Below are 18854 nucleotides of genomic sequence, written 5' to 3' on the forward strand. Positions count from 1 at the left end.
GGTGCGGGGGAGTGACGCGGACGCGCGTCGGGGCCGGTTCGGAGGTTTCTCCGGGCCGGCCCCCGTTGTTCGTACCGCCCGCGGTCAGGCGGCCTTCGCCACCCGGTCGGCCTCCAGCGGGCGGTGCGGAGCGATGATCTGCCCGTCCGGGAGCAGCTCACCGGTGTCCTCGAAGAGCAGGACACCGTTGCACAGCAGACTCCAGCCCTGTTCCGGGTGGTGAGCCGTCAGGCGGGCGGCTTCCCGGTCGGCTGAGTCGGCGGTCGGGCATGGTGGCTGATGCTGGCACATGGCTGGGTTCTTTCGCTGCGTGGTGGTGAGTGTCCTGCGACTGGCTGAGCTGTTCATGGCCGCCCCCGTCTCGATCGGTCCGCTCCCAGTGTTGCCCCACGGGCGTCTTTCCGCAGGGATTTCGCAGCAGCACTTCTTCTTACTCGGAGGACGCGTCACCCGGGAGGACGGTTCACTGCAACTGCACTGTCCCTTCGGGTGGTTCGGGGTGGCCTGAGCGGGCTAGTCCGGACGGGCGGGAGTGCGCCCCCTCCGCAGCACTGTGCCCCGCCGGCCGGGGCGGGGCACGAGGTGCTGAGGGGCGCGGCCGTCCTCAGGCGGGCGATCCGAGCAGGGGGCCGGGGCCGGGCCGGGTGATGCGCAGGGTCATCACCCGGAGCAGATCGGCGACCCGGTGCGGGCGGTGCGCCGCGATGCCCGGCGGGGCGGGGGCCAGCGGAACCAGGAGGTCCCCGGGGGCGAGAGCGCCGCCGGCGGCATCGGCCTCGGCGTCGCCGTGCAGCCACAGCGCCAGCATGTAGAGCTCCGGAATGGACAGCAGCCGCGGCTGGTAGTGCGACGTCACCGTCTCGGCCTGGTGCAGGGCGAGTTCGGTCGAGGCGATGTAGGGCCCCTCGAAGAAGTGCGAGAAGGTCCAGCCGTCCGCGGTGAGGATGGTGTCCGCCGCGGCGACGGCCTGCTCCGGGCCGCGGATCAGGAAGCGCCACGCGGCGAGCCTGGTGGCGGGCGCGATGCCGCCCGGTCCGATCCGGTCCAGCACATGGACGGGAAGCGGGAGTTCGGGACTCAGCGGGCCCTGGGCGGACCGGAGGGCGGGCGTGCGGGCCTCGCGGACGGCGGTGGGTGAACCGAGTGCCGCGAGGACGCTGCGCAGAGCGGGCGCGGGAGCCGGGGGAACATGCAGCGGCATGATGGGTCGCCTCTCACTTCGGAGACACGGTGGTGCGTGGGCGGGTGCAGACGGCGTTGTCGGCGTGCGGGGCCAGAGGGGCCGGTGACCGATCCGGTGCGTCAACTCTCTGCCTCGTCCGCGGAGTTTATACGACACGCGTTCACGCGGTGATTCCACTAGCCGTCGCAGCTATTGCCGGCAAGGCGGTATCAGGACTTTATTATGCGGAGATTCTGCTGTTTTCGTGCCCGCCGCGCAGTCGCCGCCTGGTGTTTTCCCCCGGGCGCGGTCGGCCGAATCGTGTCGGCGTTTTCACCACGTCCTCGAAGGGATACCGTGTGCCGCTCCATGCCCATGGAATGTGCCGCGGGCCGCGGGGCTCAGACTACTGTGTCCGCGGCGTTCGCAGAGGCGTTATGGATCACTCGGTCTGGGCATTATCGATCGTGACGCGAGCGGCCTGGGCCGTGGGTCGCCCACTTGAGGGAAGGACGCTCCGATGGGGGAGAAGGTCGTGTCCGGAGCCTTTGACCTGTCCGATCCGCAGAGGTACCGGAGGAAGCTTCATCAGTGCCTGGAGGGGCTGGGGCGACTTCTGGCGGAGCGGAGGTTCGACCGCCCCCGCAACCTCATGGGCATGGAGATCGAGCTGAATCTCGCCGGCCCCGACGGGATGCCGAAGATGCTGAATGGGGAGGTGCTCCCGCGCATCGCGAGCCGCGATTTCCAGATGGAACTCGGGATGTTCAATTTGGAAGTGAACATAGCCCCGCACCGTCTGGAGGGGCGGGTTTTCGACCAGTTGGCCGAAGAGCTCAGAGCCGGTCTCGGATATGCCCATCGGAAGGCGGGCGAGGTCGATGCAGGGATCATGATGATCGGTATTCTGCCCACGGTGGGGCAGGCGGACCTCGTGGCGGCGAACCTCTCGGACGCGGACCGCTACACGTTGCTGAACGATCAAATGGTGGCCGCCCGGGGCGAGGTTTTCTCGCTCGATATCCAGGGCGTGGAGCAACTGGCCTGCACATCCGCGTCGATCGCTCCCGAGGCCGCGTGCACCTCGGTCCAGCTCCATCTGCAGGTGACGCCGGAGCGGTTCGCGGCAGTGTGGAACGCGGCCCAGGCCGTCGCCGGGGTACAGACGGCACTGGGTGCCAACGCACCCTTCCTGTTCGGCAGGGAGCTCTGGCGGGAATCGCGTCCGCCGCTCTTCCAGCAGGCCACCGACACCCGCCCGCCCGAACTCCGGAACCAGGGCGTGCGGCCCAGGACCTGGTTCGGCGAGCAGTGGATCGGCTCGGCGTACGAGCTCTTCGAGGAGAACCTGCGCTACTTCCCGCCGCTGCTGCCGATCTGCGACGAGGAGGACCCGCTGAGGGTCCTCGACGACGGCGGCGTCCCGCGACTGCAGGAGCTGGTGCTCCACAACGGCACCGTCTACCGCTGGAACCGGCCGGTGTACGGCCTGGCCGACGGCGTCCCCCATCTGCGGGTGGAGAACCGGGTCCTGCCCGCCGGGCCCACGGTCGCCGACGTGATCGCCAACACGGCGCTGTACTACGGGCTGGTGCGGGCACTGGCCGAGGAGTCCCGCCCGGTGTGGACCCGGATGCCGTTCGAGGCGGCGGCGGAGAACTTCGACACCGCCTGCCGCCGGGGCATCGACGCGGAGCTGATCTGGCCGCGTCCCGGCCGTACGGGCGGCCTGGGCCGGGTGCCCGTCGTCAAGCTCGTACGGGACGAACTGCTGCCGCTGGCCGCGGCGGGACTCGACGCCTGGAACATCGAGGCCGCGGACCGCGACCGTTACCTCGGAATCATCGAGGAGCGCTGCAGGCGACGGGTGAACGGGGCGTCCTGGCAGGCGGACACCTACCACAGGGCGCGGGAGGCCGGGCTCGGGCGGCATGCGGCGCTGGCCGCGACCACCCGGCGGTACGCCGAACTGATGCACGGCGGGGAGCCGGTGCACAGCTGGCCGACGGGCGCCCCCAGGCCGTGATCCCGACGCGGCGGACCTGCCGTGCGGGCCCCGGCGACGGAGGGAGCGGCCCCGCGCGGCATGTGTGCACGGGCCTTCGGTGACAGGGCGGTTCCGTGCGGTGTGTGCGGGGCTGCGGTGCCGGGGCGGTTCCGTGCGAGGGCGGGGTCCGACGGTGAGCGGAAGGGGAGGGTGTACCGCGCCCCGGGCCGGGGTGTGGTCCGGCGCCGGGCCCGGGGCGTCCGGAACTACTCCTGGGTGACGTGCCCGTTCTGCCCGGCCGTCATGATGGCCTGCAGGATCACCGCCTGGATGTCGGCCGGGTCGGTGACCTGGTAGCCCCCGCCGCCGGTCACCTTCGCTATCTCGTTCACCTCTTCGCGGTCGGCCTCGGGACCGACCGCGATGGCGAGCAGCGGCACCGGGCGCTCCGGATCGGCGATCCGCTTCAGCTCCGCGATCAGGGCGCTGCGGGAGAGGGACCGGGCGTCCTGGTTCGATCCGTCGGTGAGGATCACCACGGCGTTGAACTTGCCCTTCACATAGGTCGCTTGGACGTCCTTGTAGGCGGCCAGCATGGTGTCGTACAGACCGGTCGCCCCGCCCGGCACGGGCTGCAGCGCGGCGAAGGCCTCGGAGAGCTTCTTCCGGTGGGTGCCGCCGCCCTTCGCCGGGGCGCCGAGCCGCCGGGTCGGCATCAGCCTGCGGTAGTCCTTGTCGCCGTCGAGCGTGGTGGCGAACTCCCAGAGCCCGATCTCGTCGTTCGGGGTGAACTGGTCGAGGGCCTGGATCAGGGATGCCTTGGTCACGTCCATCCGGGACTGGTTGCGCCCCGGCACGATCGTGGCCATCGATCCCGAGGCGTCGACGACCGTGGTGAGCCGTGCGCTCTGGACCGTGATCGTCCACATGCCGAGCGTCCGCTGGAGCTCTTCGACGGTCGGCTGGGTGGTGGCCGCGGTGGCGTACGGCTGGGGCTTTTGGCCGCCCGCCGGGGCGACCACCGACTCCCCGGCCGTTCCGTCGACCTTCCGGAAGCCGTGCTTCGCCAGGACGGCCTGCGAGGCCGGCTCGTTCAGCAGCGTCATGAACCGCAGCGCCGCCCGGCCCTCGGCCGTACTCATCCGGCTCTCGTCGACCATGGTGTACGGGTAGTTGAGGAGCGGGATGCCGTCCTCGGGATAGAAGAGGTCGAGCTTCGCGTCGTCGGCCGACTCCGCGTTGTGGGCGAACGCGGCCTGTTCGGAGAGCAGCAGGGCCTGATTGCGGGCCGGTTTGCCCTTTCCGGTTCCCGAACCGTCCTGGGCCAGCGTCTCCAGCACCTGGCTGTCGCTGTCCGACATGCGCCGGGCGAGCAGCTCGGCGGTCGCCGCGACCCGGGTGTCGCTGTCACCGCCCTGCTTCCCGGAGGACGTGCCGATGCTGGAGAGGGCGAGCAGCCCGGTGGCGCTGCGCGCCGGGTCGGCAGAGCCCAGGCCCACCCCGGCCGACTCCATGGTCGCGGCCGTCAGTCCGGCCCAGGAGTACTGCTTCTTCGGCCAGCCCAGCCGCTTGGCCGCGGACGGCACCATGGCCATGGTCACGGGGGAGGAGGCGATGGAATCGCCCGGGGTCGTCGGGACGCCGTCACCGGAACCCTTGGCCCGGTCGAGCCAGAGGTCGGAGTCGGGCAGCCAGATCTGGTAGTCCGGAGTGCGTGCGCCGCCGGAAAGGGCCTCGGCGACCTTGTAGGAGTCCCGGGCGGTCACCGTCACGTACAGGCAGCGTCCGTCGGACCGCACCTCGTCCGTGCGTGCCCGGTCGGCGAGGGCACGCACGGCGGGAGCGATGTCCGGCGAGGCCACCATGGACAGCCGTACGGCCGAGTCCTCGCAGGATTCCGAGAACGGCAGCAGACCGCCCCGGGCGGCGACCGCCGTTCCCGCAGCCACCGCGAGGACGAGCACGGTCGCGATCACGACGGTACGTCGACGGCGGGGCGGTGATCCGTCCCCGCTTCCGCCCCTCGCACGGTCGTCGGGCAAGCTGTGACGTCCCATGTCTGTGGTGCCCCTCCTTGAGGATGAACAAGGAAAAGGGGGACCACACCATCGCCCATGGTGGTCGCCCCCGGCCAGTCGCGCATGATCTTCGTACCTGCATTCGAGACCTTAACCGGCCGGGGAACGGGATGGGGCATGAATGCACAACTCAAGGCAGGTGTACAGGTGGAGACGGGGCTTATGGCTGATTCTTTTCCCCGGGAGGCCGTGCCGCGACGAACTCTGCGGTCCGAGACAGTGCTTGTGCTGGCCCTCTCGTTGGGTGCCAGCGGAGTGTCTGCCCTGATCAGTTTTGTCGGGTCGCTGACGAAGCCAGGGGTTCTGAAGGACCAGGCCGCGACGCTCAACGGGTCGTACGCACCGGGGCGCCCATGGCTGGATCTCGCCTGGCAACTCTTCGGCATCGCGACCGCCCTGGTGCCTGTCGCCCTGGTCGCGCACCTGCTGCTCAGAGAGGGAGCCGGCCTGCGGGCCATCGGCTTCGACCGCACCCGGCCGTGGTCGGACCTGGGGCGCGGCGCGATGATCGCGGCAGGCATCGGGAGCGCCGGACTCGCCTTCTACCTGGGGGCGCGGGCCGCCGGGTTCAACCTGACCGTGGTGCCGGAGTCCCTGCCCGACGTGTGGTGGAAGTTCCCGGTCCTGATCCTGTCCGCGCTCCAGAACTCCGTCGTCGAGGAAGTGATCGTCGTCGGGTATCTGCTGCGCAGACTCGATCAGTTGGGATGGACGCCGATGGCGGCCCTGGCGGCGAGTTCGGTGCTGCGCGGCTCGTACCACCTCTACCAGGGGATCGGCGGCTTCATCGGCAACCTGGTGATGGGCGTCGTCTTCGTGCTGCTGTACCGGCGCTGGGGCCGGGTCGGGCCGCTGGTCGCGGCGCACACGCTGCTGGACATCGGGGCGTTCGTCGGTTATGCCCTGCTCGCGGGGAAGGTGGGCTGGCTGCCCACACCGTGAGACGGGGACCTGCGCCGGGGCCGTACGGGACTCTCCCGTACGGCCCCGGCGTCTTCGCCGAAGGGGGCGGGACGCGGTGTTCTCTGCCGGAGGGCTCAGGGCGCCGTCAGCAGTTCGCCGTCGATGATCGTCACGGCGTTGCCGGTCAACAGGGTCCGGTCGCCGCGCAGCGAGGTGCGGACCCGGCCGGAACGGGCGGAGACCTGGAGACCGGTCAGCTCGTTGCGGCCCAGCCGGGCGGACCAGAAGGGCGCCAGCGCGGTGTGGGCGCTGCCGGTCACGGGGTCCTCGTCGATCCCGAGCAGCGGGAAGAAGCCCCGGGAGACGAAGTCGTGGCCGAGGGAGGGGTCCTGCGCGGCGGCCGTGGCGATGACGCCCCGCCGCGAGAGGCCGGCCAGCGCGACGAGGTCGGGCCTCAGCCCCCGCACGGTCGCCTCGTCGGACAGTTCCACCAGCAGATCGCCGATGTGCGGCCCCGTGTCGTGGACGGAGAGCGGCTGTGCGCCCAGGGCGTCGGCCAGCCCGGCCGGTACGGGTTCCGGCGTGAGCGGGGCCGTGGGGAAGTCGAGCGTGATCGCGCCGTCCGGTCCGGCGGTCGCGGTGAGGATTCCGCACCGGGCCGCGAAACGCACCGTGCCGCTCGCCGCTCCCGTGGTGCGAAGGACGTGCGCGGTGGCGAGCGTGGCGTGCCCGCACATGTCGACCTCGGTGGTCGGGGTGAACCAGCGCAGTCCCCAGTCGGCCTCGCCGCCCGGAGGAAGGGAACGGGCGAAGGCGGTCTCGGAAAGGTTCAGTTCCATGGCGATCCGCTGGAGCAGATCGTCGTCGGCGAAGGCGTCGGCGTCCAGGAGCACGACTCCTGCGGGGTTGCCGGTGAAGGGGCGGTCGGTGAACGTGTCGACGGTGCGAATCCTCATGACGTGAACGTACGCGGGGAGCGAAACCGCAGGCCAAGGCCAATTTCATGGCATTGGCCCCAAAACCCGGCCGACGGGCCGACGGGCCGACACGGTCCACGGCCCCGCCCCGGACCGCCGCACGGGCCGCGTCCCACCGATGCGGGGTGCTCCGCGGCACGGCGGCGTCACAGGGACACGGTCCGGGCGCTGTCGGCCGATCCGGACCCCGCGCTGCGTACTGTCCTTCGGGTGATGCGGGAACGCCACGGGAGCCTGTCGCCGTACTGGGACCACCGGGCGTTCCTCCAGGACGAGGAGCTCCGGGCCGCGATCGAGGACGCGCTCGCCCTTCCCTAAAAGCCTCGCCCTTCCCCGAAAGCGGGGAGGGGGCGGGGTACGGCCGGAACGACGGAACACCAGTCCTGGCTGTACGGCCCATCGCTTCGGACCGCGTGCGCGACGGGAGCGACAGAAACAGCGGGAGCGGTGGATCAACTGTGCAGCAGGAAGCCCAACGGCCCGCGGAGGCCGACGGATTCGTGGTAGCGCGCACCGGTCGTGCCGAGCCCGACCGCGGCTTCGACATTTTCGAGCCGGTCGTCCACGAAGAGGCACCGGTCCGCGGCGACGCCTGCCCGTTCGGCCGCGAACTCGTAGACCCTCCGGTCCGGCCCGGCCGCCTCGACCCGGCGCTGCTGACGACGTGATCCGCGAAAGCGGCCGGTCCCGACGCCGCCGGATCGTCCTCCGGTTCCACGGTCGCATTGGCCACCAGCACCAGCGGATCACGTGGTCGAGATGGCACGGCACCGCGTCGTCACGTCCTACTCCTCCGGCTCCCAGGCCCGGAGCAGGTCGAAGAGACGCCGGTCGCCGTCGAGCTCCAGGGAGTCCATCGGGATCCGGTCGTACATGAAGAGGACCAGCTCACCGGCCGTGCCCCGAGCAGAGGCGTCGGCGCCGGCCGGGGCCGCGTCGACGGCGGTGGCGGGCATCGTGCCGGGCGCGGCGAGACGGACGGACCGTGCGCCGTCGGCGGAGAGCGAGAGGCGCCAGGAGCGGCCTTCGGTGGCGTGGAAGTCGATGGCGACGGGCTCGTGCGGCCAGGCGCTCGGCGTTGCGCAGCAGGTGAACAGAACTCCTCGACGCCGTCGAGTGCCGCCTCGTCCGGCAGCGGCTCCGGGGCGCCCGCGGTGATCTGGGCGTCGTAGGTGTGCACCGCGATCTCCTGGAGTTGGTGCCGGGCGACGGCACCGCAGGTCCGCGGCGACTGCGACGAACCCCACCACGTCCAGCAGCCGCGACCCGGACCGGCCTCGCGCAGCGCGCCCAGCAACAGCTCCGTCGACTCGGCCAGCCAGGCCGACAGGGCCTCGCGCTCCCGAGGCGCGGCCGGGGCGCCCTCCGACGCGGAGCCGTCAGGGGGAGCGGCGGCCGGGCCCGCGGCGACGACGGCGGCCCAGAAGCGACGCCTCTCGCCCAGGTGCTGCACCAGATCGAACAGCGTCCACTCGGGGCAGGTCGGCACCCGCACGTCGAGGCCGGGTACGGAGGCGACCGCGGCCCGGAACGCGGCCGACCGTTCGTCGATCAGTCGCAGCAGCGCGGCGAACTCAAGTGTTGTTGTCACACGGATTCTCTATCACCGCGTTCCGGCCGACCAGACATGGGTTTTCGCCCCTGTCGGGCCGGCTTCACCACAGGGGCACAGACCGGAAAGGATTGGCATGCGAACAGTTCCGATATATCGTTGAGGCATCGCGACAGATCAACGATGGGAGGAAAGTGCAGTGATGCGTTCACATGGGCACGAGCACGAGTGCGGGCATGGGCGCGGCGGCCCCCACCGGGGGTTCGGTGACTTCGAGGGGCGCCGGGCGGCCTTCGGGCAGTTCGGGCCGCCGTTCGGTGGCGGGCCCTTCGGGGGCGGCCCCTTCGGCGGCGGGCGCGGCCGGGGCGGCGGCAGGGGAAGGGCGCGCCGTGGCGATGTGCGTGCGTCGATCCTGGCGCTGCTGAAGGATCGCCCGATGCACGGGTACGAGATGATCCAGGAGATCGGCGAGCGCAGCGGCGGGGCCTGGCGGCCCAGTCCCGGCTCGGTCTACCCGACCCTCCAGCTGCTGGAGGACGAGGGCCTGATCGTCAGCGAGAGCGAGGGCGGCAAGAAGCTGTTCACGCTCACCGACGCCGGCCGCGCCGAGGCCGAGTCGGGCGCCGAGGCGCCCTGGGAGGAGGCCGGGCGCGGCGTCGACTGGGAGAGCCTGAACGAGATCCGGCAGGCCGGTTTCGGGCTGATGGAGGCGTTCGGCCAGGTCTGGAAGACCGGCTCCGCCGATCAGCGTCAGAAGGCTCTCACGGTCATCAACGACGCCCGCAAGAAGCTCTATCTGATCCTTGCCGACGAGCACTGAGCCCGTGGGTACGGCGTCGGGGCCTCGCGGCCGGACCGCGAGGCCCTTTCCCGTCGGCGGGGCGTTCTGCAGGGCGGCCTTTGCGCCCCTCAGGCGGCGACGAGACCGTCCAGCCTGCGCAGCGACTCGACGAGCGCGGCCGTCGCCGAGTCCTTGAGCCTGCCCGCCATCAGGGACACCGCGGCGCCGGTGAACTCGCCGTCTATCCGGACCGTGGTCGCGTCCCCGTCGGGGATCAGGGAGTAGCGCATGGCGAGCGCGACCCCCATCGGCCCCTTGCCCCTGGTGGTCAGCAGGCGCGCGGTCTCCAGCTCCGCCACCGTCCACGTCACCTCGGCGGGGAAGCCCATGAGCTTCATGTTCTCCTCGTAGGTGGCCGCGAGTTCGAGCGTCTCGGGGCCGCCCTTGGGGAAGCTGGTGTGAGTGGCGTTCCACCGGCCGTACGCGGTGAAGTCCGTCAACTGGGCCCACACCTTCTCGGCCGGTGCTCCGATGCGTGCCTCCGCGCTGACTTCGGCCATGCGACCACCCCTTCTCGACGGGTAACGGTGTCGCGGAACGTAGCCGCAGCGGCGCGAACATTCAATACTGATGAACTGTCAGGTCGGTTCGGTCGGTTCCCTCGGCTCCTGCCCGCCAGATCAGGGCGGCGTCGAACCGGTCGCAGGCGCGCGGGTGCGGGCCGTCGTCGTGGCAGTGGAACGCGGCCCAGAAGAGGTCGGCGCGCAGCGCGTTCGCGGGTGCGTGAACCCGGTACACGTACTCCCGTCCGTCGAGAGCCGGCAAGGCGACCAGCCAGGACACGTCCGCGGCCTCCCTTCCGGCTGTCGCATGGGTGTGGGCTGTGGGACGTGCGGAGGGCCGTCCGCGGTTGCCGGGGGAGCGCGTGGCAAGGCGGCGCGCGCCGTTTTTCCCGATCGGATCCAGAAATGGCGAGATCTCATCCGTAAGGAGGAGAAACCGTTCTGGTGTGCCCAACTTGCGTGGGATGCCGCAATGGGCCCCTCCGGCGATGTCCCGGTGCCGTGGAACTGATGGGGTGGGAGGCGTGCAGAACCGGACGTCGCGGATCCCTCAGCAGCCCGCTCTTGGCCATGCCGGGCTCGACGCCGGCCTCACTGCGGAGCTGGCCGTCGTGGTGACGGGCGCCCGCAGGCGCGCACTTCGTGACGGTGACCGGCAGATCGACACAGCTCATTTGCTGCACTCTCTCATCGAATCGGACCCCGAAGTGCGGTCGGCCTTCGAAGGGGGGCCGCAACTGGCCAAAGTGCTCGGCTATCTCGTCCAGCGCAGCATCGGGTACGGGCTCCGCTGGCAGGGTTCGGTGGAGGACTCCGGTGCCGTCCCGGTCGTTCCGGACCCGGAATCCGCCGTGCGGGACGTCGCGGCGGAGGGCTGGTCGCCCTCGGCCGCTTCGGCGATGGCCGGAGCGCGTGAGCGGGCGGAGCTGCGCGGTGACGTACGGGCCGCAGGGCTCGACCTGCTCGCGGCGCTCGCCGAGGACCGTGAGTGCCGGGCCGTCGAGGTGCTGGAGCGGGCCGGGGTCGACGCGGAGCGGCTCGCCGCCCGAATCGTGGGAACCTCCGGCCGGGAGGCACGGGGGGCGTGGGAGGCCGGCGGCTGACCTGGGTCGACCGGACCGGCCGGGCGGAGCGGAATCACACATTCAACAGGGCGCGCGAGTCAGGGGTCACAGGGGTGACGCTCCTGACCGCAGCTGTCATGATGTGCCGATGCACGCGTCTCAGGGGAGAAGCGCCGGGCTGGGAATCGCCCTGGCCTCGGCCTTCGCATTCGGTGGTTCAGGGGTGGCGGCCAAGCCGCTGATCGAGGCGGGACTCGATCCGCTCCACGTGGTGTGGCTGCGGGTGGCGGGCGCCGCCCTCGTCATGCTGCCCGTGGCCTGGCGCCACCGGGACCTGGTGCGCAGTCGGCCGGTCCTGCTGCTGGGCTTCGGTCTGCTCGCCGTCGCGGGTGTACAGGCCTGCTACTTCGCCGCGATCTCCCGTATCCCCGTCGGTGTCGCCCTCCTCGTGGAGTACCTGGCGCCCGCGCTCGTCCTCGGCTGGGTGCGCTTCGTGCAGCGCAGACCGGTCACCCGGCGGGCCGCGGTCGGTGTGGTCCTCGCCGCCGGGGGGCTCGCCTGCGTGGTGGAGGTCTGGTCGGGGCTGAGCTTCGACGTCGTCGGGCTGCTGCTCGCGCTCGGTGCCGCCTGCTGCCAGGTCGGCTACTTCGTCCTGTCGGACCAGGGGAGCGGCGACGGGGCGGACGGTGTCGAGCCGCCGCATCCGGTCGGCGTCATCGCGTACGGGCTGCTGATCGGCGCGCTCGTCCTCACGCTGGTCGCGCGGCCCTGGGGCATGGACTGGGCGGTCCTGGGCGGCAGCGCCGACATGAACGACGCGGAGGTTCCCGCCTGGCTGCTGCTTGTCTGGATCGTGCTGCTGGCGACCGTGATCGCCTACGTCACCGGCGTGATCTCGGTGCGGCTGCTCTCACCGGCCGTGGCGGGAGTGGTCGCCTGTCTGGAGGCGGTCATCGCCACCGTGCTCGCCTGGGTGATGCTCGGTGAGCACCTGTCCGCGCCCCAGCTCATCGGCGGTGCCACGGTCCTGGTCGGCGCCTTCATCGCCCAGTCGGCCACCCCGAAGGCGCCTTCGGGGCCCGTCGCGTCCGGGCCGGGCGGGAGGAGCCCGGAGGAGGCGGACGGCGGCCGGGGGGCCGCCGGGGGAGAACTGTCGGTCGGCCGGACCGCGGGGTAGCGCGCCGAGCACGCGTTCGGCCGTGCTCGTACCGCGTGCCGCCGGCCGGCTGAACCGGCCGAACCGGCCGAACCGGCCCGGACTCCGCATTCGCGTGCTGGGCCGAGGAGCTCACGAGGCCCCGCACCCGCACCCCGCCCGGCATGCCCAGGAGGCGACGGGCCGCCGCATCCACGCGCCGGGCGGGCGCTTCTCGCGCGAGCCGAGCCCCGCCCGGTCAGAGCGCGGTGAGATAGTCCGGGACGCCGATCGCGGGGTCCAGGTCGTCCGAGGGGAGCGGCGTCCCGTAGCCGCGGGCGAGCGGGACGACCCCCGCCCAGTGGGGGAGTGCCAGATCGCGGGCCTCGTCGTTGGGGTCCCCGGTGCGGATCTTGGCCGACACCTCCTGGAGGTCCAGCCGGATCACCGCCGTCGCCGCCAGCTCCTTCTCGTCGGCGGGCCGCGAGTCCGCGGACCTGCCCGGCACCACGTGGTCGACGATCGCGTCGAGGGCGGTCCGCCGCTCCTGCGGGTCGGTCACGGTACGGGCGATGCCGTGCACCACCACGGAGCGGTAGTTGATCGAGTGGTGGAAGGCGGAACGGGCCAGCACCAGGCCGTCCACCTGCGTCACCGTCAGGCAGACGGGCAGGCCGGGGTCGGTGCGGCCCGCCTCGCGCAGCGGACGCGAGCCGGTGGAGCCGTGCACGTAGAGCCGCTCCCCGACCCGGCCGTAGAGGGTCGGCAGAACGACCGGCGCGCCGTCACGGACGAAGCCGAGATGGCAGACGTACGCCTCGTCGAGTATCGAGTGGATCAGCTCCCGGTCGTATGCCGCGCGCTCCCGGGAACGGGTCGGGACGGTCCGTCCGGTCGGCCGGTATCCGGCCGATTCCGGGTCCGTGATCTGTGAGGAAGGGGTGTCCGGCATTGCGCACTCCATTGCACTAGTGCATAATCTTGTTTGTGCTAGGAGAGTATCGGATCGTCGGGCGGCGTGCATCGGAGATTGCCGCCAGTGTGGAGCGCGGGGTCGGGTCGGGTGAGCTCGCACCCGGTCAAGTGCTGCCGCCGATGCGGGAGTTGGCGGAGAGGCTGGGGGTGAACGCGAACACGGTGGCCGCCGCGTACCGCACGCTTCGTGAGCGCGGGGTGATCGAGACGGCCGGGCGTCGGGGCAGCAGGGTGCGGCCGCGCCCCGCGAGCACGGCGCGCGGCTCGCTCCGGGTCGAGGCGCCCCCCGGGGTGCGGGACCTGGGCGAGGGAAACCCCGACCCGGCCCTCTTGCCCGCGCTGGGGGACGTCTTCGCGGCGGTCGCGCAGGAGTACGCCCGGCGGCCCGGCCTGTACGGGCAGGCGCCGGTGGACCCGGAGTTCGCCGCGCTCGCCCGCGCCGCGCTGGACGCCGACGGTGTGTCGGCCGGATCCGTGGTCGTGACCTCCGGGTCGCTGGACGCGATCGAGCGCGTCCTGGTCGCGCACCTCAGACCCGGTGACGCGGTGGCGGTCGAGGACCCGGGCTGGGGCAGCATGCTGGATCTCGTGCCCGCGCTGGGGCTGCGCCCCGTGCCCGTCGCGCTCGACGACGAGGGGCCGCTGCCCGACGCCGTCGAGCAGGCACTGAACGCCGGGGCCCGAGCTCTCGTGGTCACCGGTCGTGCCCAGAATCCGACCGGCGCGGCGATCGGTGCCGGGCGGGCCTTCGAACTGCGGGGCGTCCTCGCCGGACACCGCGGGGTCCTCCTGATCGAGGACGACCACGGACACGGCATCGTCGATCTGCCGCTGCACCCGCTGTCGGGCGCCACGGACCGCTGGGCGTTCGTGCGCTCCGTGGCCAAGGCGTACGGCCCGGACCTGCGGCTCGCCGTGCTGACCGGCGACCCGGTCACCGTGGACCGGGTCGCGGGGCGGCAGCGGCTGGGGCCCGGCTGGGTCAGCAGACTGCTGCAGCGGGCCGTGGTGCACCTGTGGACCTCGGACGCCGTGGACCCCGGCAGGGCGGCGCGGGCGTACGGTGTGCGGCGGGACGCCCTCGTGCGGGCGCTGGAAGCGCGGGGGGTGGAGGCCCACGGACGCAGCGGAATGAACGTATGGGTGCCCGTCGGCGACGAGACGGGCGCCGTGGCGCGGCTGCTGCACTCCGGCTGGGCCGTCGCGCCCGGCGCGCGGTTCAGAGTGGCCGCGCCCCAGGGGATCAGGATCACCGTCTCACCGCTCGCCGCGGCCGACATCGAGCCGCTGGCCGACGCGGTGGCGGCGGCGGTGGGCCCGGCGAAACCGCTGACCTACGGGTGACCCCGGCCGCCGGGCGCCGTCACCGGCCGCGGGCCCTGCTCTGGGTGAGCGCGGCGCCCGCCAGTACGACGAGGGCGCCGACCGGGGTGTTCCAGCTCAGTTGCTCGCCGAGCAGGACCACCCCGGCCGCGGTGGCGATGACCGGAATGAAGTAGGTGACCATCTGCGCGGTCGTCGGCCCGACCTCCTCCACCAGGCCGTACTGCACCAGCACCGCGAAGCCCGTGCCGAGCGCCCCGAGAGCGACCACCGCCAGGGTCGGCAGCGGCGGGAAGCCGTCCGGGACCGAGGTGAACAGCGGGGTCACCACGGCGAGTTGCACCGTGCCGAGGAAGAGCTGGCTGCCGGTCAGCGCGAGCGTCGACGAACCACTGCCCGCCAGCGTCCTGCGGACGTAGATCCAGCCGACCGGATAGCTCAGGGAGGCCAGCAGGGCCATGGCCGTACCGCCGAAGTCCAGTCCGGAGAAGCCCTGCCAGGCGCCGAGCACGGTCAGCACCCCGAGGAAGCCGAGCCCCAGTCCGGCGACGCGGCGACGGGTCGGGCGGTCCTCGGAGAGCGCGACGAGCGACAGCGCCATGCCCCACAGGGGCGACGTCGCGTTGCAGATGCCCGCCAGCGTCGACGGGATGCTCAGCTCGGCGTAGGCGAAGAGCGAGAACGGCAGCGCGTTCAGGAAGAACGCGGCCACGGCGAGGTGACCCCAGGTGCGCGCGCCGCGCGGCAGCCGCTCGCGCCGGACCGCGATCGCGGCCACCAGCACCGCCGTGCCCGCCACGAGACGGCCGAGGGTCACCTGGAACGGGGCGTACCCCTCGGTGCCGACCTTGATCAGCAGGAAGCTGAAGCCCCAGATGAGCGAGAGCGCCCCGAAACGGATCCGCCAGTCCAGCACCGGCCGAGGGGCGGGAGCCGGGCCCGCGGCCGGCGCGGCCGTTTCCGCCGCGGTACTCGTCGGCAGGGCGTGGGCGGGGACGGGGGACTCGTCGGGAGAGGTGGTTCCCGGTGCGGCAGCGGTGCTCATGGGGTCAACGATGGAGGCCGCGACCGCGTAGAACAAGCGAGATTTCATACGAGTGTCTGCGTAGCATTGCTTATATGTTGAATCTGGAGCGCCTGCGCACCCTGGACGCCCTCGCCCGGCACGGATCGGTCAGCGGCGCCGCGGAGGGGCTGCACGTGACCACCTCGGCCGTCTCCCAGCAGATGGCGAAACTGGAGCGGGAGGTGGGGCAGCAGCTCCTGGCCAAGAACGGGCGCGGGGTCCGGCTCACCGACGCCGGTCAACTGCTCGCCGACCACGCCGCCCGGATCCTGTCCCAGGTCGAGCTGGCCCAGTCCGACATCGAGGCACAGCGCGGCGAAGTGGTGGGCGAGATCCGGCTCTCGGCCTTCCCGACGGCGGCGCGCGGACTCTTCCCCACCGCGCTCCGCACGCTGCGCGTGGACCATCCCGAACTGCGCGTGCGCACCTGGGAACTGGAACCCGAGGACGGAATCCGCGCGGTGCTCAGGGGCGACACGGACCTGGCCGTGGTGCTGGACTGGAGCAACAAGCGACTGCCCGTGCCCGGCGGCCTGGCCAAGGCCGAGCTGCTGGACGACGCACCGGACATCGCGATGCCGGCCGACCACCGGCTCGCGGACCGGACCGAGGTGGACCTGGAGGACTTCGCCACCGACGACTGGGTGTCCTGGCCCGAGGGCGAGTTCTGCTACGACTGGCTGATGTTCACCCTCCGCTCCAAGGGCATCGAGCCGCGCATCGCGCACCTGGCGGGCGAACACCACACCCAACTCGCCCTGATCGCCGCCGGAATGGGCGTCTGCGTGGCGCCGAGGCTCGGCCGCGGACCGGTGCCCGAAGGGGTACGCCTCGTCCCCGTGCGACAGAAGATGCGCAGGCACGTCCACGCCGTGTGGCGCACCGACGCGGACCGGCGCCCCTCGATCAGGGCCACGGTGGCCGCCCTGCGCGCGGCCGGCCGCTCCCTGGACGCGCCGTGAAACACGAACGCCGGTGCGGAGGCCTGGGGTTCTCCCCCGTAACCGGGTCTACCGATCGGTGGACGACAGGTTCAACCTGACACCTCTGTCCGCCAACTGCCCTGGTCAACAAGATTTTGGGCATGAACTCATTCACTGTGCGCATGGCGCGCCGCAGCGCGCGGCACCCCTGGCGGGCACTCGTCGGCTGGTTGGTGTTCGTGGTGCTGTGCCTGGTCGTCGGCGGGGCCGTCGGCACCAACGAGGCAAGGACGGCCGACTACCGCGTCGGCGAGGCGGGCCGGGCCGAGGCCATGGCGGCCGAAGGCCACCTGGAACGCCGCTCCACCGAACAGGTGCTGATCTCCGCCCGCTCGGGAGCCCCGGACCGGCGGACCGCCGAAGCGGCCGCGCGGGATCTGACGGTCCGGATGAGAAGGCTGCCGGAGGTCGCCGAAGTGGCCGCGCCGCTGTGGTCGCACGACGGCCGGGTCCTCATGGTCGAAGTGGCCCTGAAGGGCGAGGAGCGGGACGCGAAGGACAAGGTCGACGCGCTGGTGGCGCAGACCTCGGCCGTTCAGGAGGCCCGCCCCGGCCTGCTGATGGAGGAGACGGGCAGCCCCTCCATCAGCAAGGGCGTCGAACAGCAGCGCGGCGACGACCTGGCACTGTCCGAGAAGATCACCCTGCCGGTCACCCTGGCCACGTTGCTGATCGTCTTCGGATCGGTCGTCATGGCCGCGGTGCCGCTGCTGCTCGCGCTCTCCTCGATCGTGGCGGCCATCGGCCTGTCGATGGTGGTCTCGCACCTGTCGCCCGACGCCGGGGTCGGCACGAACGTCATCCTGATGATCGGCCTCGCGGTCGGCGTCGACTACACGCTCTTCCACCTCAAACGGGAGCGCGAGGAACGGGCCCGCAGCGGCGGCCGACTGAGCACCGAGGCACTGGTGGAGCTGGCGGCGGCCACATCGGGCCGGGCGGTCGTGGTCTCGGGACTGGCGGTCGCCGTCTCCACCGCGACGCTGTACCTGGCCTCCGACGTGATCTTCTCCTCGCTCGCCACCGGCATCATCGTGGTCACGCTGGTCGCCGTGGCCAGCTCCCTGACGGCGCTGCCCGCGCTGCTGGCCGTGCTCGGACGGCGGGCGGAACGACGCGCCCGGCGCCGGGCCGGGCGCGGGAAGCCGGCCCGGCGCCCCCGCCGCGAGGGCACGGGCCGGATCTGGACGGCGCTGCTGCGGCCCGCGGGCCGGCACCCCCTTGCCACGCTCTGCGTCCCGGTCCTCGCCCTGCTCGCGCTCGCCCTGCCCCTGACCGGGCTGAAGATCACGGAGATGAGCCGGGACACGCACTCCCGGGAGATTCCCGCGATGCGGGTCTACGACCGCCTCAACGAGGCGTTCCCCGAGCACCGGGTGACCCACGACGTCGTCGTGCGCGCCGATGCCTCGCGCCACCGGGAGGTCACCGCCGCGCTGCGCGAACTCGCCCGGCTCGCCGGCGAGGACCCGCTGTTCGCCGACGGTTCGCGCATCGAGACCTCGGCCGACCACCGGATCGGCGTGCTGCGGCTGAAGGTGCCGCACCTCGGCAACTCCCCCCGGGCCCACGACTCCCTCGCCCATCTGCGCGAGACGTACCTGCCGGCCACCGTCGGACGGATCGGGGGCGCGGAGTACGGCGTCAGCGGGGACGTCGCCCGGTACACCGACTACCCGGCCCACCAGAACAGCAGGATCCCGCTCGTCCTCGGGGCGCTGCTGCTGGTGACCTTCGCGATGACCGTGTACGCCTTCCGCTCCGTGGCGCTCGGCCTGATCGGGGTCGTGCTCAATCTGCTCTCCGCCGCGGCCGCCCTCGGACTGCTCGTCCTCGTCTTCCAGGACACCTGGGCCGAGGGACTGCTGGGCTTCACGTCCACGGGCTCGATCGGGTCGCGCGTCCCGCTCTTCCTCTTCGTGATCCTCTTCGGACTCTCCATGGACTACCAGGTGTTCGTGGTGAGCCGGATCAGGGAGGCCGTGCTCGCCGGGGTCCCCACCCGGCAGGCGGTCCTCGACGGAATCCGCACGTCGGCGAGCGTGGTCACCAGCGCGGCGGTCGTGATGACGACCGTCTTCGTGAGCTTCGTCCTGCTGCACATCATCGAGATGAAGCAGATCGGCTTCGTGCTCGCGGCGGCCGTGCTCCTCGACGCCTTCGTCGTCCGCATCATGATCCTGCCGGCGGCGCTGCTCCTGCTGGGCGAGGCGACCTGGTGGCCGTCGCGCCCCGCTCCGGCCGAGCCGACCGGCCCGGCCCCGATCGTCCGCGGCGAACTCCCGGCCGACGTACGTTGATCGGC

General features: G+C 71.9%; 17 protein-coding genes and 2 pseudogenes. 8 read left to right on the forward strand and 11 right to left on the reverse strand.

From position 1 onward, the window contains the following. Positions 1-84 precede the first annotated feature (84 nt). Both ACWCXX_RS32690 and ACWCXX_RS32695 read right to left on the reverse strand, forming a co-directional pair. A complete protein-coding gene (locus ACWCXX_RS32690; RefSeq protein WP_451133620.1) occupies positions 85-291 on the reverse strand; it encodes a DUF5999 family protein in 207 nt (68 codons plus the stop codon). A 313-nt stretch (positions 292-604) separates the two neighbouring features. Then, on the reverse strand, positions 605-1201 hold the full coding sequence (locus ACWCXX_RS32695) for a hypothetical protein (protein WP_451133622.1): 597 nt from the start codon (positions 1199-1201) through the stop codon (positions 605-607). Positions 1202-1682: 481 nt separating this feature from the next. Between ACWCXX_RS32695 and ACWCXX_RS32700 the strand changes: the two genes are divergently transcribed. Then, a complete protein-coding gene (locus ACWCXX_RS32700) occupies positions 1683-3188 on the forward strand; it encodes a glutamate-cysteine ligase family protein (protein ID WP_451133624.1) in 1506 nt (501 codons plus the stop codon). A 227-nt stretch (positions 3189-3415) separates the two neighbouring features. On the opposite strand, the gene ACWCXX_RS32705 is transcribed toward ACWCXX_RS32700, so the two are convergent. Next, positions 3416-5206 (reverse strand): substrate-binding and VWA domain-containing protein, encoded by a 1791-nt coding sequence (locus ACWCXX_RS32705; RefSeq protein WP_451133626.1) that lies wholly within the window; start codon positions 5204-5206, stop codon positions 3416-3418. A gap of 183 nt (positions 5207-5389) precedes the next feature. Here ACWCXX_RS32705 and ACWCXX_RS32710 point away from each other — a divergent pair, with 183 nt between their 5' ends. Then, the gene (locus ACWCXX_RS32710; RefSeq protein WP_451133628.1) at positions 5390-6169 is read left to right on the forward strand and encodes a CPBP family intramembrane glutamic endopeptidase; all 780 of its coding nucleotides are present in this window, start codon (positions 5390-5392) and stop codon (positions 6167-6169) included. Positions 6170-6264: 95 nt separating this feature from the next. On the opposite strand, the gene ACWCXX_RS32715 is transcribed toward ACWCXX_RS32710, so the two are convergent. The 4 genes and pseudogenes from ACWCXX_RS32715 to ACWCXX_RS32730 all read right to left on the reverse strand — a co-directional run. Continuing rightward, complete coding sequence (locus ACWCXX_RS32715; protein ID WP_451133630.1) at positions 6265-7086, reverse strand: PhzF family phenazine biosynthesis protein; 822 nt, start codon at positions 7084-7086, stop codon at positions 6265-6267. A gap of 473 nt (positions 7087-7559) precedes the next feature. Next, positions 7560-7685 (reverse strand): annotated as a pseudogene (locus tag ACWCXX_RS32720) (HAD family phosphatase); the annotation flags it as partial. A gap of 207 nt (positions 7686-7892) precedes the next feature. After that, positions 7893-8204: a hypothetical protein gene (locus ACWCXX_RS32725; RefSeq protein ID WP_451133672.1), complete on the reverse strand. Its 312-nt coding sequence runs from the start codon at positions 8202-8204 to the stop codon at positions 7893-7895. Then, a pseudogene (locus ACWCXX_RS32730) lies at positions 8189-8698 on the reverse strand (maleylpyruvate isomerase N-terminal domain-containing protein); the annotation flags it as partial. The pseudogene ACWCXX_RS32730 and the gene ACWCXX_RS32725, both read right to left, overlap by 16 nt. Before the next feature lie 163 nt (positions 8699-8861). Between ACWCXX_RS32730 and ACWCXX_RS32735 the strand changes: the two are divergent. Further along, positions 8862-9479 carry a PadR family transcriptional regulator gene (locus tag ACWCXX_RS32735; protein WP_451133674.1) on the forward strand — a complete coding sequence of 206 codons (618 nt, stop codon included), beginning with the start codon at positions 8862-8864 and terminating at the stop codon, positions 9477-9479. Positions 9480-9568: 89 nt separating this feature from the next. On the opposite strand, the gene ACWCXX_RS32740 is transcribed toward ACWCXX_RS32735, so the two are convergent. Together ACWCXX_RS32740 and ACWCXX_RS32745 are read right to left on the reverse strand one after the other, a co-directional pair. Then, positions 9569-10000 (reverse strand): type II toxin-antitoxin system Rv0910 family toxin, encoded by a 432-nt coding sequence (locus ACWCXX_RS32740; RefSeq protein WP_451133632.1) that lies wholly within the window; start codon positions 9998-10000, stop codon positions 9569-9571. A 61-nt stretch (positions 10001-10061) separates the two neighbouring features. Next, complete coding sequence (locus ACWCXX_RS32745; protein ID WP_451133634.1) at positions 10062-10283, reverse strand: hypothetical protein; 222 nt, start codon at positions 10281-10283, stop codon at positions 10062-10064. Between the two features lie 244 nt (positions 10284-10527). On the opposite strand from ACWCXX_RS32745, the gene ACWCXX_RS32750 reads away from it, so the two are divergent. Then, positions 10528-11106 (forward strand): Clp protease N-terminal domain-containing protein, encoded by a 579-nt coding sequence (locus tag ACWCXX_RS32750; protein WP_451133636.1) that lies wholly within the window; start codon positions 10528-10530, stop codon positions 11104-11106. Positions 11107-11215: 109 nt separating this feature from the next. Continuing rightward, entirely contained in the window at positions 11216-12244 is a 1029-nt protein-coding gene (locus ACWCXX_RS32755; RefSeq protein ID WP_451133638.1) for an EamA family transporter, read from the forward strand. Positions 12245-12461: 217 nt separating this feature from the next. Here the strand turns inward: ACWCXX_RS32755 and ACWCXX_RS32760 are convergent, their stop codons facing one another. After that, positions 12462-13154 carry a pyridoxamine 5'-phosphate oxidase family protein gene (locus tag ACWCXX_RS32760; RefSeq protein WP_451133640.1) on the reverse strand — a complete coding sequence of 231 codons (693 nt, stop codon included), beginning with the start codon at positions 13152-13154 and terminating at the stop codon, positions 12462-12464. Positions 13155-13189: 35 nt separating this feature from the next. Between ACWCXX_RS32760 and ACWCXX_RS32765 the strand changes: the two genes are divergently transcribed. Next, positions 13190-14521 (forward strand): aminotransferase class I/II-fold pyridoxal phosphate-dependent enzyme, encoded by a 1332-nt coding sequence (locus tag ACWCXX_RS32765; protein ID WP_451133642.1) that lies wholly within the window; start codon positions 13190-13192, stop codon positions 14519-14521. A gap of 19 nt (positions 14522-14540) precedes the next feature. On the opposite strand, the gene ACWCXX_RS32770 is transcribed toward ACWCXX_RS32765, so the two are convergent. Further along, a complete protein-coding gene (locus tag ACWCXX_RS32770) occupies positions 14541-15581 on the reverse strand; it encodes a DMT family transporter (RefSeq protein WP_451133676.1) in 1041 nt (346 codons plus the stop codon). Between the two features lie 38 nt (positions 15582-15619). Between ACWCXX_RS32770 and ACWCXX_RS32775 the strand changes: the two genes are divergently transcribed. Both ACWCXX_RS32775 and ACWCXX_RS32780 read left to right on the forward strand, forming a co-directional pair. Then, a complete protein-coding gene (locus tag ACWCXX_RS32775; RefSeq protein ID WP_451133644.1) occupies positions 15620-16528 on the forward strand; it encodes a LysR family transcriptional regulator in 909 nt (302 codons plus the stop codon). Between the two features lie 122 nt (positions 16529-16650). Then, a complete protein-coding gene (locus tag ACWCXX_RS32780) occupies positions 16651-18849 on the forward strand; it encodes an MMPL family transporter (RefSeq protein ID WP_451133646.1) in 2199 nt (732 codons plus the stop codon). The last annotated feature ends 5 nt before the right edge of the window (positions 18850-18854 follow it).

This window comes from Streptomyces sp. NPDC001732 (assembly GCF_053596315.1).

Excerpts from the sequence above, each read along its gene's own strand:
- ACWCXX_RS32780 (WP_451133646.1), top strand. The coding sequence starts at position 16,651 with ATGAACTCATTCACTGTGCGCATGGCGCGCCGCAGCGCGCGGCACCCC.
- ACWCXX_RS32710 (WP_451133628.1), top strand. The coding sequence starts at position 5,390 with ATGGCTGATTCTTTTCCCCGGGAGGCCGTGCCGCGACGAACTCTGCGG.
- ACWCXX_RS32760 (WP_451133640.1), bottom strand. The coding sequence starts at position 13,154 with ATGCCGGACACCCCTTCCTCACAGATCACGGACCCGGAATCGGCCGGA.
- ACWCXX_RS32740 (WP_451133632.1), bottom strand. The coding sequence starts at position 10,000 with ATGGCCGAAGTCAGCGCGGAGGCACGCATCGGAGCACCGGCCGAGAAG.
- ACWCXX_RS32695 (WP_451133622.1), bottom strand. The coding sequence starts at position 1,201 with ATGCCGCTGCATGTTCCCCCGGCTCCCGCGCCCGCTCTGCGCAGCGTC.
- ACWCXX_RS32705 (WP_451133626.1), bottom strand. The coding sequence starts at position 5,206 with ATGGGACGTCACAGCTTGCCCGACGACCGTGCGAGGGGCGGAAGCGGG.
- ACWCXX_RS32775 (WP_451133644.1), top strand. The coding sequence starts at position 15,620 with ATGTTGAATCTGGAGCGCCTGCGCACCCTGGACGCCCTCGCCCGGCAC.
- ACWCXX_RS32715 (WP_451133630.1), bottom strand. The coding sequence starts at position 7,086 with ATGAGGATTCGCACCGTCGACACGTTCACCGACCGCCCCTTCACCGGC.
- ACWCXX_RS32700 (WP_451133624.1), top strand. The coding sequence starts at position 1,683 with ATGGGGGAGAAGGTCGTGTCCGGAGCCTTTGACCTGTCCGATCCGCAG.
- ACWCXX_RS32735 (WP_451133674.1), top strand. The coding sequence starts at position 8,862 with ATGCGTTCACATGGGCACGAGCACGAGTGCGGGCATGGGCGCGGCGGC.
- ACWCXX_RS32690 (WP_451133620.1), bottom strand. The coding sequence starts at position 291 with ATGTGCCAGCATCAGCCACCATGCCCGACCGCCGACTCAGCCGACCGG.
- ACWCXX_RS32755 (WP_451133638.1), top strand. The coding sequence starts at position 11,216 with ATGCACGCGTCTCAGGGGAGAAGCGCCGGGCTGGGAATCGCCCTGGCC.